Source organism: Klebsiella sp. CN_Kp104 (assembly GCF_040064515.1).
GTDB classification, from domain to species: Bacteria; Pseudomonadota; Gammaproteobacteria; order Enterobacterales; family Enterobacteriaceae; genus Klebsiella; species Klebsiella aerogenes.
The window spans coordinates 146,356-159,969 of record NZ_JBEAII010000001.1 but is presented as its reverse complement, the minus strand read 5'-3'; the positions used below and the strand labels follow the sequence as shown (position 1 = coordinate 159,969).

General features: G+C 56.1%; 12 protein-coding genes. 8 read left to right on the top strand and 4 right to left on the bottom strand.

Annotated elements, in window-relative coordinates; genetic code table 11:
• The first annotated feature begins 67 nt into the window (after window positions 1-67).
• The 4 genes from aqpZ to hcr all read left to right on the top strand — a co-directional run bounded on the left by aqpZ (window position 68) and on the right by hcr (window position 4,556).
• On the top strand, window positions 68-763 hold the full coding sequence (gene aqpZ / locus ABLU80_RS00775) for an aquaporin Z (protein WP_015367500.1): 696 nt from the start codon (window positions 68-70) through the stop codon (window positions 761-763).
• A gap of 117 nt (window positions 764-880) precedes the next feature.
• Window positions 881-1,780, top strand: coding sequence for a lysine exporter LysO family protein (locus ABLU80_RS00770; RefSeq protein ID WP_015367501.1), 900 nt, complete (start codon window positions 881-883; stop codon window positions 1,778-1,780).
• 143 nt (window positions 1,781-1,923) lie between these two features.
• On the top strand, window positions 1,924-3,576 hold the full coding sequence (gene hcp, locus ABLU80_RS00765) for a hydroxylamine reductase (protein WP_015704869.1): 1,653 nt from the start codon (window positions 1,924-1,926) through the stop codon (window positions 3,574-3,576).
• An 11-nt stretch (window positions 3,577-3,587) separates the two neighbouring features.
• On the top strand, window positions 3,588-4,556 hold the full coding sequence (hcr, locus tag ABLU80_RS00760; RefSeq protein WP_032714158.1) for an NADH oxidoreductase: 969 nt from the start codon (window positions 3,588-3,590) through the stop codon (window positions 4,554-4,556).
• A 497-nt stretch (window positions 4,557-5,053) separates the two neighbouring features.
• On the opposite strand, the gene ABLU80_RS00755 is transcribed toward hcr, so the two are convergent.
• Window positions 5,054-5,488: a DoxX family protein gene (locus ABLU80_RS00755; protein WP_046883514.1), complete on the bottom strand. Its 435-nt coding sequence runs from the start codon at window positions 5,486-5,488 to the stop codon at window positions 5,054-5,056.
• Window positions 5,489-5,640: 152 nt separating this feature from the next.
• On the opposite strand from ABLU80_RS00755, the gene poxB reads away from it, so the two are divergent.
• The 4 genes from poxB (at window position 5,641) to ABLU80_RS00735 (ending at window position 10,953) form a co-directional block, all read left to right on the top strand.
• On the top strand, window positions 5,641-7,359 hold the full coding sequence (gene poxB, locus ABLU80_RS00750; RefSeq protein WP_015704865.1) for a ubiquinone-dependent pyruvate dehydrogenase: 1,719 nt from the start codon (window positions 5,641-5,643) through the stop codon (window positions 7,357-7,359).
• A gap of 38 nt (window positions 7,360-7,397) precedes the next feature.
• On the top strand, window positions 7,398-8,399 hold the full coding sequence (gene ltaE, locus ABLU80_RS00745; protein ID WP_015704864.1) for a low-specificity L-threonine aldolase: 1,002 nt from the start codon (window positions 7,398-7,400) through the stop codon (window positions 8,397-8,399).
• A 10-nt stretch (window positions 8,400-8,409) separates the two neighbouring features.
• Window positions 8,410-9,852, top strand: a complete 1,443-nt coding sequence (locus tag ABLU80_RS00740) for an SDR family oxidoreductase (RefSeq protein WP_020079273.1) — start codon at window positions 8,410-8,412, stop codon at window positions 9,850-9,852.
• Window positions 9,853-9,939: 87 nt separating this feature from the next.
• Window positions 9,940-10,953 (top strand): NAD(P)-dependent oxidoreductase, encoded by a 1,014-nt coding sequence (locus tag ABLU80_RS00735; RefSeq protein WP_015367508.1) that lies wholly within the window; start codon window positions 9,940-9,942, stop codon window positions 10,951-10,953.
• A gap of 9 nt (window positions 10,954-10,962) precedes the next feature.
• Here the strand turns inward: ABLU80_RS00735 and ABLU80_RS00730 are convergent, their stop codons facing one another.
• Genes ABLU80_RS00730 through ABLU80_RS00720 form a run of 3 tightly spaced genes read right to left on the bottom strand, consistent with a single transcriptional unit; the run spans window position 10,963 to window position 13,508 of the window.
• Window positions 10,963-11,526: a WG repeat-containing protein gene (locus ABLU80_RS00730; protein WP_015367509.1), complete on the bottom strand. Its 564-nt coding sequence runs from the start codon at window positions 11,524-11,526 to the stop codon at window positions 10,963-10,965.
• Window positions 11,527-11,538: 12 nt separating this feature from the next.
• On the bottom strand, window positions 11,539-12,381 hold the full coding sequence (locus ABLU80_RS00725; protein ID WP_015367510.1) for an N-acetylmuramoyl-L-alanine amidase: 843 nt from the start codon (window positions 12,379-12,381) through the stop codon (window positions 11,539-11,541).
• The gene (locus ABLU80_RS00720) at window positions 12,369-13,508 is read right to left on the bottom strand and encodes a GGDEF domain-containing protein (protein WP_015367511.1); all 1,140 of its coding nucleotides are present in this window, start codon (window positions 13,506-13,508) and stop codon (window positions 12,369-12,371) included. The genes ABLU80_RS00725 and ABLU80_RS00720 overlap by 13 nt, the downstream gene beginning before the upstream one ends.
• Window positions 13,509-13,614: the final 106 nt, after the last annotated feature.

Below are 13,614 nucleotides of genomic sequence, written 5' to 3'. Positions count from 1 at the left end.
CTTTGCGTCGATAAATAAAGACCGGCACGTCATAACGTGTTCGTTTACATTATTATTTGAGGTGGTTATGTTCAGAAAATTAGCAGCAGAGTGCTTTGGCACATTCTGGCTCGTATTCGGCGGCTGCGGCAGCGCAGTGCTGGCGGCGGCTTTCCCGGAATTGGGAATTGGTTTTGCCGGCGTGGCTTTAGCCTTTGGTTTAACCGTATTAACCATGGCGTTCGCCGTGGGCCATATTTCCGGCGGTCACTTTAACCCGGCGGTGACGTTAGGTCTGTGGGCTGGCGGTCGTTTCCCGGCTAAAGACGTCATTGGTTATATTATCGCCCAGGTTGTCGGTGGTATTATTGCCGCCGCGGTGCTGTATGTTGTCGCCAGCGGTAAAGCCGGTTTTGACGCTGCAGCGAGCGGCTTCGCTTCAAACGGTTTCGGCGAACACTCTCCGGGTGGCTACTCCATGCTGTCCGCTATCGTTATCGAAATCGTGCTGACCTGCGGATTCCTGCTGGTCATTCACGGTGCGACCGATAAAAACGCCCCGGCGGGCTTTGCGCCGATTGCTATCGGCCTGGCGCTGACCCTTATCCACCTGATTAGCATTCCTGTGACCAATACGTCCGTTAACCCGGCGCGTAGCACCGCGGTGGCTATCTTCCAGGGCGGCTGGGCGCTGCAACAGCTGTGGCTGTTCTGGGTGATGCCAATTATCGGCGGTATCCTCGGCGGCGTACTGTATCGTACCCTGCTCGAAAAACGCGATTAACCCTCGCGAGAAGCCCGGCGACGCCGGGCTTTTTCTTTTTGCCGACAGCTTTACTCGGCCTGGCGAATTGGGTAGTGTCATTGGCGCTATTCTTAATTTGCAAGGACCTTGCCGTTCATGTTTTCGGGACTATTAATCATTCTGCTGCCGTTGATTGTCGGCTATCTGATTCCGCTGCGTCACCCTTCCGCACTTAAACTGATTACCCGGCTGCTGAGCTGGATTGTTTACGTGATCCTCTTTTTCATGGGGATTAGCCTTGCTTTCCTCGATAATCTCAGCAGCAATCTGTTATCGATACTGCATTACTCCGCGGTAAGCATTGTGGTTATTATTCTGTGCAATATTGCCGCACTGCTATGGCTGGATAAAAAAATGCCGTGGCGGGTCAAGCATCGTCCGGAAAAATTACCCTCGCGCCTGGCGATGGCTCTCGAGTCGCTGCAGCTGCTTGGCGTCGTACTAATTGGTTTCCTGCTGGGGTTAAGCGGCCTCTCATTTTTACAACACGCGACTGAAGCCAGCGAATATACGTTAATTTTCTTGTTATTCCTTATCGGTATTCAGCTGCGTAATAATGGAATGACATTACGGCAAATTGTGCTTAATCGCCGCGGAATGATTGTCGCGGTAGTGGTCGCGGCCAGCTCATTATTTGGCGGAGTGATTAATGCCCTTATTCTTGGCCTGCCCATTAAAACCGGTCTGGCGATGGCGTCCGGCTTCGGCTGGTACTCCCTTTCCGGGATCCTGATGACCGAATCCTATGGCCCGGTCATTGGCAGCGCGACATTCTTTAACGATCTGGCCCGCGAACTGCTGGCTATTATGCTGATCCCCGGCATGGTATTGCGTAGCCGCTCCACCGCGCTTGGGCTGTGCGGCGCAACCTCAATGGACTTTACTCTACCGGTGCTACAGCGCTCCGGCGGCGTAGAAATCGTCCCTGCAGCTATCGTACACGGTTTTATCCTTAGTCTGCTGGTGCCGGTACTGATGGCGTTCTTCTCAGCCTGATCCCCCGTGGCGGTAGATTCCCTACCGCCAAAATTGCGCTAAATCAATCTCCCTTTAAGTTGTGTCAGAAATACCTTTTCTCCGTACAGCCACAGGCATAACCTTAAACATGTATCTAAAATATAACTTTAAAAGGTGTGATCATGTTTTGTGTGCAATGTGAACAAACTATCCGTACGCCGGCAGGAAATGGCTGTTCTTACGCGCAGGGTATGTGCGGTAAAACCGCTGAGACCTCTGATTTGCAGGATCTGTTGATTGCTTCTCTGCAGGGTCTGTCCGCATGGGCCGTTAAAGCGCGTGAATATGGCATCATCGATCATGAGGTGGATAATTTTGCCCCGCGCGCGTTCTTCTCTACTTTGACCAACGTGAACTTCGACTCGCCGCGTATCGTTGGTTACGCCCGTCAGGCGATCGCCATGCGCGAGGCGCTGAAAGCGCAATGCCTGAATATTGATGCCAACGCTTCGGTCGACAGCCCGGTAGCCGATCTGCAACTGGTCAGCGATGATCTCGGCGATCTGCAGCGTCAGGCGGCGGACTATACGCCAAATAAAGACAAGGCCGCGATCGGCGAGAATATCCTCGGCCTGCGCCTGCTGTGCCTGTACGGCCTGAAAGGCGCCGCGGCCTATATGGAACACGCGCACGTCCTCGGTCAGTACGACAACGACATTTACGCCCAGTATCATAAAATCATGGCGTGGCTGGGTACCTGGCCTGCCGATATGAACGCTCTGCTGGAGTGTTCGATGGAAATCGGCCAGATGAACTTCAAAGTGATGAGTATCCTCGACGCCGGTGAAACCACGAAATATGGTCACCCAACGCCGACTCAGGTCAACGTTAAAGCCACCGAAGGTAAGTGCATCCTGATCTCCGGACACGACCTGAAAGATCTCTATAACCTGCTGGAGCAGACTGAAGGCACCGGCGTTAACGTCTATACCCACGGTGAAATGTTGCCGGCGCACGGTTATCCGGAGCTGCGTAAGTTCAAACACCTGATTGGCAACTACGGCAGCGGTTGGCAAAACCAGCAGGTTGAATTCGCCCGCTTCCCGGGCCCCATCGTGATGACCTCGAACTGCATCATCGACCCAACCGTCGGCGCCTACGACGACCGCATCTGGACCCGCAGCATCGTCGGCTGGCCGGGCGTTAATCATCTGGAAGGCGAAGATTTCTCCCCGGTTATCACCCAGGCGCAGCAAATGGCCGGCTTCCCGTACAGCGAAATCCCGCATCTGATCACCGTCGGCTTCGGTCGCCAGACGCTGCTCGGCGCGGCGGATACGCTGATTGATCTGGTTAGCCGTGAAAAACTGCGTCACATCTTCCTCGTCGGCGGCTGCGACGGCGCGCGCGGCGAACGTAACTACTTCACCGATTTCGCTACCAGCGTACCGGACGACTGCCTGATTTTGACCCTCGCGTGCGGTAAATACCGCTTCAACAAACTGGATTTCGGCGATATCGAAGGCCTGCCGCGTCTGGTTGACGCCGGTCAGTGTAACGATGCCTACTCGGCGATTATTCTCGCGGTAACGCTGGCGGAAAAACTGGGCTGTGGCGTAAACGATCTGCCGCTGTCGTTGGTGCTCTCCTGGTTCGAACAAAAAGCCATCGTCATCCTGCTGACGCTGCTGTCGCTGGGGGTGAAAAACATCGTCACCGGTCCGACCGCGCCAGGCTTCTTCACCCCGGACCTGCTGGCTATCCTCAACGAGAAATTTGGTCTGCGTTCCGTCACCACCGTAGAACAAGATATGCAGCAGTTGCTGAGCGCATAAGGAGTCACCGCATGACAATGCCAACCGATCAGTGCCCGTGGCGGATGCAGGTTCATCATATTCAGCAGGAAACGCCTGATGTGTGGACCATTTCGTTGCTGTGCCACGACTACTATCCCTATCGCGCCGGACAGTACGCGCTGGTCAGCGTACGCCATTCGGCGGATACGCTGCGCGCCTACACCCTCTCCTCAACGCCGGGGGTCAGTGAATACATTACGCTGACCGTTCGTCGTATTGACGATGGCGCAGGCTCACAGTGGTTAACCCGCGATGTGAAACGCGGCGACTATATCTGGCTGTCGGATGCGATGGGCGAGTTTACCTGTGAAGATAAAACAACCGATCGTTTTCTGATGCTGGCCGCCGGCTGCGGCGTGACGCCGATTATGTCGATGCGCCGCTGGTTAGCGAAGTATCGTCCGCAGGCGGATGTGCAGGTTATCTTTAACGTGCGCTCGCCGAAAGATGTGATTTTTGCCGAAGAGTGGCGTCAGTATCCGGTGACGCTGGTAGCGGAACACGACGCGACGTCGGGCTTCGTCGCCGGTCGTCTCACCCGCGAGCTGCTGCAAAGCGTCCCGGACCTGGCGAGCCGCACCGTGATGACCTGCGGCCCGGCGCCTTATATGGAGATGGTCGAACAAGAAGTGACGGCGCTTGGCGTGACGCGTTTCTTTAAAGAGAAGTTCTTTACCCCGGTGGCGGAAGCCGCTACCGACGGATTGAAATTCACCAAGCTGCAGCCGGCGAAAACGTTCTACGCGCCGGTCGGCACCACGTTGCTGGAAGCGCTGGAGAGCAATAAAGTACCGGTGACCGTCGCCTGCCGCGCTGGCGTCTGCGGCTGCTGCAAAACCAAAGTGGTTGCCGGCGAATATCGCGTTACCAGCACCATGACGCTGACCGATGCCGAAATCGCCGACGGCTACGTGCTAGCCTGCTCCTGCCACCCGCAGAGCGATCTGGTTCTCGCCTGAGTTTAAAATCCCCGGGGGCGCTAACGCTTACCGGGGCTACAGGCCCGTAGATACTGTTATCGGTTTGCAACGGTTTTGGTCGGGGAAAACATGTGCTTTGTGTTAATTCTGAGCACATTGCGCTCCGATATTTCTTCTGCGTTATGCCCCTCATGGCGCAGGGAGCGCACAGGGGGCGGCCAGTCGCCGCCGCCCCCTGTACCCCCGGGCTCTGGCCGCCAACACCGACAGTTTCAGCCAGCATGGTGAATAAATTAAAGGCAGGCCGCACTGTTATCGGTTTGCAACTTTTTTAAGGGTTTTCCCGGACGCGGCGCGTTGCGCCTTCTCCGGGCTACCAAATCGCATCGTGCTGTAGCCCCGGTAAGCGGTAGCGCCACCGGGGGATTTTGAGATCACCAGCACCAGTAGTGTCAGCCAGCATGGTGAATAAATTAAAGGCAGGCCGCACGGACCGTAGGCCGGATGAGGCATTAATGCCGCCATCCGGCACTTTTTTACCGCCAGGCCGACTGACCGGCCAACGAATAACGCCCAGCCCCTAATAGCGCAATCGCTAACGCGCCTATAAAGAAATAGACCAGGCTTTCAATCGCCCATGCACCGACGGCATCCAGCGCAAATGTCTTTCCTGTCCCAACCATCAGCCAGGCCACCGCCATGGTAAATGCCAGCACCAGCGCCGCCGGGCGCGTCAAGACGCCAAGAATAAGTAAACAAGGCGCGACGACTTCCCCCACCAGCACGCCGTAGGCAATGAACCCCGGTAGCCCTTTCGCGACCAGCATCCCGCTAATGCCATCCACGCCGTCGATGAGCTTATGCAGACCGTGAAACAACATTAAGCCGCCAACGGCAAGTCGTAACAAGAGTTTACCGGCATCTTCATGCGACAGCGTTTTATTTACTACGTTTAACAATCCCTTAACCATTTGATGTGCTTCCTGTTTTACACCCTGTGTGATCCCAGAGTATGCCCAATATTCCGCCAACAAAACCAGCGAAAAATAAGGGGCAATTGGCAACGTAACCTGTAGTTTCATCTAAGCTTGATAGCGTTATCACAAAAAGGAGATGGAAAACCATGAAACAGACCGTAGCGTCATATATTGCCAAAACGCTTGAACAGGCCGGCGTGAAACGTATTTGGGGAGTGACCGGGGATTCCCTCAACGGCTTGAGCGATAGCTTAAACCGCATGGGTACCATCGAATGGATGCCGACCCGCCATGAAGAGGTCGCCGCCTTTGCCGCCGGCGCGGAAGCACAGCTCACCGGCGAGCTGGCGGTGTGCGCCGGCTCCTGCGGGCCTGGCAACCTTCATCTGATTAACGGTCTGTTTGATTGCCATCGTAACCACGTACCGGTGCTGGCTATCGCCGCCCATATTCCGTCGAGCGAAATCGGCAGCGGTTATTTCCAGGAAACGCATCCGCAGGAGCTGTTCCGCGAATGTAGCCACTACTGCGAGCTGGTCTCCACACCGGAGCAAATTCCGCAAGTGCTGGCTATCGCCATGCGTAAGGCGGTGATTAACCGCGGCGTGTCGGTGGTGGTCCTGCCCGGCGACGTGGCGCTGAAACCGGCCCCGGAAAGCGCCAGCAGCCACTGGTATCACGCTCCGCAGCCCACGGTCACTCCGGCGGATGAAGAGCTGCACAAGCTGGCGCAGCTGATCCGATACTCGAGTAATATTGCCCTGATGTGCGGCAGCGGCTGCGCCGGCGCGCACCAGGAGCTGGTGGAGTTTGCGGCAAAAATTAAGGCCCCTGTCGTCCATGCCCTGCGCGGGAAAGAGCACGTCGAATACGACAATCCTTACGATGTTGGCATGACCGGGCTTATCGGCTTCTCTTCCGGTTTCCATACCATGATGAACGCCGACACGCTGATCCTGCTCGGCACCCAGTTCCCTTATCGCGCGTTCTACCCTACCGACGCCAAAATTATTCAGATCGACATCAACCCCGGTAGCATCGGCGCGCATAGTAAGGTCGACATGGCGCTGGTGGGCGATATCAAATCGACCCTGAAAGCCCTGCTGCCGCTGCTGGAAGAGAAAACCGATCGTCGCTTCCTCGATAAAGCGCTGGAGGATTATCGCGAAGCGCGTAAAGGGCTTGACGATCTCGCCAAACCCAGCGAAAAAGCGCTCCATCCCCAGTATCTGGCGCAGCAGATTAGCCGCTTTGCCGACGACGACGCGATCTTTACCTGCGACGTCGGTACCCCCACCGTCTGGGCGGCGCGCTATCTGCAGATGAACGGCAAGCGCCGCCTGTTGGGTTCGTTTAACCACGGCTCGATGGCCAACGCCATGCCGCAGGCTATTGGCGCCAAAGCGACCGCGCCGAATCGCCAGGTCATCGCCATGTGCGGCGATGGCGGTTTCAGCATGCTGATGGGGGATTTTTTGTCGCTGGCACAGATGAAGCTGCCGGTGAAAATCGTTATTTTTAATAACAGCATTCTCGGCTTTGTAGCGATGGAGATGAAAGCCGGCGGCTATCTGACCGACGGTACCGAGCTGCACGACACTAATTTCGCCCGCATTGCCGAAGCCTGCGGGATCAAAGGGATACGCGTCGAGAAAGCCTCTGAGGTTGATGAGGCGCTGCAGACCGCCTTTAGCACCGACGGTCCGGTATTAGTCGATGTAGTGGTAGCGAAGGAAGAGCTGGCGATCCCGCCGCAAATTAAGCTGGAGCAGGCCAAAGGATTTAGCCTGTATATGCTGCGGGCGATTATCAGCGGACGCGGCGATGAAGTGATCGAACTGGCGAAAACCAACTGGCTCAGGTAAAACAATGCTATCACCCAGAATCAGAACAAGGATATGCCGTGATAGATCTTCGCAGTGATACCGTAACTCGCCCCGGGCGCGCCATGATGGAGGCCATGATGGCCGCCCCAGTCGGGGACGATGTGTATGGCGACGACCCAACCGTCAATGAACTCCAGCGCTATGCCGCTGAGCTTGCAGGCAAAGAGGCGGCGCTGTTTCTGCCTACCGGCACCCAGGCCAACCTCGTTGGCCTGCTTAGCCACTGCCAGCGCGGCGAAGAGTACATCGTCGGCCAGGGCGCGCATAACTATCTGTATGAAGCCGGCGGCGCAGCGGTGTTGGGCAGTATTCAGCCGCAGCCGATCGATGCCGCGGCGGACGGTTCGCTGCCGCTGGATAAAGTCGCGGCCAAAATTAAGCCCGACGATATCCATTTCGCCCCCACCCGCCTGTTAAGCCTGGAGAATACGCACAACGGTAAGGTGTTGCCGCGCGGCTATCTGCAAGAGGCCTGGACGTTCACCCGCCAGCGCAATCTGGCGCTACATGTCGATGGCGCGCGTATCTTCAACGCCGTTGTAGCGTACGGCTGCGAGCTGCGCGATATCGCGCAGTACTGTGATTCGTTCACCATTTGCCTGTCAAAAGGGCTCGGTACGCCGGTCGGTTCTCTGCTGCTGGGTAGCGAAGCGTACATCCGCCGCGCCATTCGCTGGCGTAAAATGGTCGGCGGCGGGATGCGTCAGGCAGGCATTCTGGCCGCTGCCGGTCTGTACGCTCTGCAGAATAACGTAGCCCGTCTGCAGGAGGATCACGACAACGCCGCGTGGATGGCGGAACAGCTACGCGCCGTCGGCGCTGATGTGATGCGTCACGATACCAACATGCTGTTCGTACGCGTCGGCGAGGAGCAGGCTCGGGCGCTCGGCGAATTCATGCAGGCTCGCGGCGTGTTGATCAACGCCTCGCCAGTCGTGCGTCTGGTCATGCATCTCGATGTTAATCGCCAGCAGTTGACGGAAGTGGTCGGTCACTGGCAAGCCTTTTTACAACGCTAAGGAGTCAGGCGTGTCGCAATCTATTCTGGTGCTTGGCGCCAGCGGCTATATTGGCCAGCATCTGGTGCGCGAATTAAGCGCACGAGGTTATCCGGTGTTGGCGGCGGCACGCCATATCGACAGGCTGCAGAAGCTCGATCTTCCCGGCGTCACCTGCCACGCTATCGACCTCAATCAGCCGCAGGATCTCCCGGCACTGCTTCGCGGGGTCGATACCCTTTACTATCTGGTGCATGGCATGGGGGAAGGCGGCGATTTCATCGCCCATGAACGTCGGGTCGCCGTTAACGTGCGCGATGCCTTACGTCAGACGCCGGTGCGCCAGGTGATATTTCTCAGCTCGCTGCAGGCTCCGGCACAGGAGCAGTCCGACCATCTGCGCGCCCGTCAGGTGACGGCCGATGTCCTACGCGAGTCAGGGATCCCCGTTACCGAGTTACGGGCGGGTATCATCGTCGGCGCCGGATCTGCCGCTTTTGAAGTGATGCGCGACATGGTTTACAACCTGCCGGTGTTGACGCCGCCGCGCTGGGTACGCTCACGCACAACCCCCATCGCGCTGGAAAACCTGCTCTACTATCTGGTGGAGTTACTTAATCATCCGGCTCGCGAGCACCGCGTCTTCGAGGCCGCCGGCCCGGATATTCTCAGCTATCAGCAGCAGTTCACCCATTTTATGGCGGTCAGCGGCAAGCATCGCCTGTTGATCCCTATCCCCTTTCCGACCCGCTGGATTTCGGTGTGGTTCCTGAACGTTATCACCTCGGTGCCCCCCACCATCGCTAAAGCGCTGATTCAGGGTCTCAAGCACGATCTGATCGCCGACGATCGTTCGCTGCGCGCGCTGATCCCGCAAACCTTGATTCCCTTCGATCAGGCGGTGCGTCGTACTTTGAAAGAAGAAGAACAGCTGGTGAACTCCAGCGATTGGGGCTACGACGCTCAGGCTTTCGCCCGCTGGCGGCCGGAGTATGGCTACTACCCAAAGCAGGCTGGCTGCACCGTTAGCACCCAGGCAAGCCGTAAGGCGCTATGGCGAGTGGTGAACCAAATCGGCGGCAAAGAGGGTTATTTCTTCGGCAACATTCTGTGGAAAATCCGCGGCGCCATGGATCTGCTGGTCGGCCATCGTTTAGCCAAAGGGCGGCCGCAGCATGATTATCTGCAAACTGGCGATACGGTCGACAGTTGGAAAGTGATTATTGTGGAAGAAGAACAACAGCTAACCCTATTGTTTGGCATGAAAGCCCCCGGTCTTGGTCGTTTAAGCTTTACCATTAGCGATAAAGGCGACCATCGTGAACTGGACGTTCGCGCCTGGTGGCATCCGCACGGCATGCCCGGCCTGTTCTACTGGCTACTGATGATCCCGGCGCATCTGTTTATTTTTCGCGGCATGGCGCGACGCATCGCCCGCCAGGCCGAGCAAATCACAGGCAAAAACGAAGATTAAGCGTTATTCTTTCATGATTCTCATTGCATACTCGGGAGAATCACGGAAAAATGCGCACGAAATTCTTTTCTGGGACAGTAGATTGATATGAAGGTACTGGTTACCGGTGCGACCAGCGGATTAGGCCGTAATGCGGTGGAATATCTGCGCAACAAGGGCATCAGCGTGCGAGCGACCGGGCGCAACGAAGCGATGGGTAAGCTTCTGAGCAAAATGGGCGCGGAGTTTATTCCTGCCGATCTAACCGAACTGGTCTCTTCGCAGGCTAAAGTGATGCTGGCCGGTATTGATACGCTATGGCACTGTTCCAGCTTTACCTCGCCGTGGGGTACCCAGCAAGCCTTCGATTTAGCTAACGTTCGCGCAACGCGCCGCCTTGGCGAATGGTCCGTTGCCTGGGGCGTACGCAATTTCGTCCATATTTCATCGCCTTCGCTCTATTTCGATTATCACCACCATCGCGATATTCAGGAAGATTTCCGCCCACACCGCTTCGCCAATGAATTCGCCCGCAGCAAGGCGGCCAGCGAAGAGGTTATCAACCTGCTGGCGCAGGCGAACCCGCATACCCGCTTTACGATTTTGCGCCCGCAAAGCCTGTTTGGGCCGCATGATAAGGTCTTTATTCCGCGAATGGTGCAGATGATGCGCCACTACGGCAGCGTGCTCTTGCCGCGCGGCGGTAACGCGCTGGTGGACATGACTTACTACGAAAACGCGGTGCATGCGATGTGGTTGGCCAGTCAGCCGCAGTGCGACCACTTACCTTCCGCGCGGGCGTGGAATATCAGCAACGGCGAGCCGCGGACGCTGCGCAGTATCGTGCAGAAGCTCATCGACGAGCTGGGCATCAAGTGCCGAATCCGCTCGGTGCCCTATCCGATGTTGGATATTATTGCCCGCAGCATGGAGCATTTCGGCAATAAATCGGCAAAAGAACCCGCTTTCACCCATTACGGCGTTTCGAAGCTCAATTTCGACTTTACCCTCGATATCAGCCGCGCTCAGCAGGAACTTGGCTATCAGCCGATCGTTACCCTCGATGAGGGGGTTACCCGCACCGCCGCGTGGTTAAAAGACCACGGTAAACTGCACGATTAAAACCGACGCTTAAGGCAGCAAGTCACCCGGTTTGCTGCCAATAGGCGAAATACGCGCGCCTGATTTATCGATATAAAACCACTGCCCGCCAATCATCGACGTATGCTCGCCATCACGCCGTGTATTGCAACCGTTACAGACCAGCGCTTTCCCTTCTTTAAACGGCCAGGCGAAGTCAAACTGCGGGATAATTACCGCCTGAAGCTGTGCATTATAAAAACCGACCTTACCCTGCTGGCGAGAACGCACCAGTCCTTCAGCAAATTCATCGCCGCCATTATCAAACGGCAGCAAAGACAGCGCCTCACTGCGATCGTTAAGTAAGTAATAGCGCCCACTACCTGGCCACTCAGCAGAACTGATATACAGCTGGTAAAGGCCATTAGCAGACAACGCAAGCCGAGATAAGCGCGGGGAAAACCGCGGCTCTCCATCAACCCAACTGGCGCAATTCACCAGGGTCTCCTCTTCTGCGCTGATTTTCGCTAAATACTTGCAGGAATAACTTTGTGCGGAAGCTACAGAGGTAAAACACATCGCCGCCAGCGCAAGACGCAATACATCCTTGTTCATTTTATTACTCCATCATCCTTGTCCATATTTTTCCAGCAACGCTTCGGCGATCGCCTGCGTTTGCGCATCGGCCACGCCGTCCCAGCGTGCCGGCCTGAAGTGCATCTGGAAGGCCATAATCACCCGTTTTTGCTGCGCCGGGGTCATCTCCGGGGTGACCTGATAGCCGTAGCGCGACAGCAGGTCTAACAATTCTCCGCTATCAACTGGCTGCCAGCCTGGACGCCCTTGCAAATAAAAGGCGACGCGTGAATCATCAGGCCAGGCGCCAATTCCCTGCTGCGCCAGCGCCCGCCACGGGAACAGCGGGCCAGGGTCGTCCTTGCGCTGCGGCGCGATATCGGCATGAGCCACGACATTTTGCGGCTGAATGTGATAGCGGGCGATGATATCTTTCGCCAGCGGGATAAGCGCGTCAATTTGCGTCGGATTAAATGGGGTAAAACTTTTTATATCGCCGTTTTTTTGCCAGCCGCGATTTTCCAGCTCAATACCAATAGAGGTATCGTTGATACGCGTGCTGCCGCGCCAGAAGCTGATACCGGCGTGCCAGGCTAAATCTTCCTCCGGCACCAGTTGCCAGATACGCGGTTTACCGTGGTGCAGAGGCGGCTGCTCGGGGATTAAATAGTGCGAACTAACCTCTTTATCGGTCAGGGTCGCCAGCGAGACATCAAAGTTATCGGCGGTATAGTGAATGACCAGGACTTTAATACGCGGATAGGCCGCCTGCGCCGGATGACGGGTATCCAACTGATAACCCTGTTTGTCGACAATACCCTGCTCCTGCGCACAGCCTGCCAGCAGCAAAGCGGCAAGCGCAAGCTGGATAATGCGCTTTGCTAATAAGACCATCGATTACGTCCTTCTTGCTTGGCTTTATACAGCGCAGCATCCGCCTGCGCGATTAACTCTGACGCCGGGACGCGCCCGTCCGAGGCGACAATACCCATACTGACCGTCACTAGCGGCCCGGCATCGGATTTGGCATGCGGCAGCGCCGCTTCGCGAATCTTCTGTTGGATCCGCTGCGCCACCGCCGTGGCGCTATCTAATGATTGCAGCGGCAGGACAATCACAAACTCCTCGCCGCCATAGCGCGCCACCATATCCTCCTGCGCGCGTACCGACATTTTCAGCACGGAGGCGATGCAGGAGAGGCAGTAATCTCCCGCCTGGTGACCGTAGTGATCGTTATAACGTTTAAAAAAGTCGACATCGAGGATGATCAGCGCCAGCGGCTCTTTACGTTCCCAGGCCTGCGCTAAAAAATTGTCCAGCGCCCGGCGGTTGGCGGTCGCCGTCAAGGCATCCTGATTCGCCATGTTTTCCAACCGATTAATCAGTTGCATGTTCTCCTGATGGGTTTTCCAGGCCTCGTCATACCAGCGCTGTAATATCTGCCGGCCATAAATCATAATGGCGGTGCATATTCCCCACAGAATCAGAAAACGTAAATCGACACCATGATGTATTTGCACGCCAGCGAGTAATGAAATACCCCATAAAGGAACAAGGTAAGCCACGAGGCCCACCGGAAAATAATAGAGCGCGGCAAGACCGGTGGTCATTAAAATAACCAGCAGCGGCCACGCGAACGGCAGCGACCATAAAATGATGAAGCAGTAACTACTCACCGACCAGCATAAACTGAGAATCAACAAAATAGCGGAAATCACTTTTGTGGCATAAATACCGCTTAATATCCGCCCGGAGATAACCATCATGCAAAGCGCCAGCGAGAAAACGATAATGGCCCCAAGCGCCATCTCCAGATAAGGAATAATATCCTGGTGAGTCAAGCTCTGATGATCGAACTCGGTGAACAGAACGTTGCGGAAGATGACCATCAAGGCAAAGGCGATATTGACGAACGCTAACCACGGCATGCTGCGCGACAGTGCATGTTTTTGCACATTTTCGCGATTGGCCCACAGCATTGCTCGATCCTGGCGCGGATCCAGCCGTTGTTCGGTCGGCATAGCTACTCCTTTTTTAGCGACTGGACAAGCAGTTGAGCTGCCCGCTGTGTCTTTCTCTTTATGATAAACCATCAACCCCGGAATGTCTGTTGCTGGCCGCTTCAGC

Coding starts and splice junctions, on each gene's coding strand:
- aqpZ (WP_015367500.1), top strand. CDS start 68: ATGTTCAGAAAATTAGCAGCAGAGTGCTTTGGCACATTCTGGCTCGTA.
- ABLU80_RS00755 (WP_046883514.1), bottom strand. CDS start 5,488: ATGGTTAAGGGATTGTTAAACGTAGTAAATAAAACGCTGTCGCATGAA.
- ABLU80_RS00720 (WP_015367511.1), bottom strand. CDS start 13,508: ATGCCGACCGAACAACGGCTGGATCCGCGCCAGGATCGAGCAATGCTG.
- ABLU80_RS00730 (WP_015367509.1), bottom strand. CDS start 11,526: ATGAACAAGGATGTATTGCGTCTTGCGCTGGCGGCGATGTGTTTTACC.
- poxB (WP_015704865.1), top strand. CDS start 5,641: ATGAAACAGACCGTAGCGTCATATATTGCCAAAACGCTTGAACAGGCC.
- ABLU80_RS00770 (WP_015367501.1), top strand. CDS start 881: ATGTTTTCGGGACTATTAATCATTCTGCTGCCGTTGATTGTCGGCTAT.
- ABLU80_RS00725 (WP_015367510.1), bottom strand. CDS start 12,381: ATGGTCTTATTAGCAAAGCGCATTATCCAGCTTGCGCTTGCCGCTTTG.
- ABLU80_RS00735 (WP_015367508.1), top strand. CDS start 9,940: ATGAAGGTACTGGTTACCGGTGCGACCAGCGGATTAGGCCGTAATGCG.
- hcr (WP_032714158.1), top strand. CDS start 3,588: ATGACAATGCCAACCGATCAGTGCCCGTGGCGGATGCAGGTTCATCAT.
- hcp (WP_015704869.1), top strand. CDS start 1,924: ATGTTTTGTGTGCAATGTGAACAAACTATCCGTACGCCGGCAGGAAAT.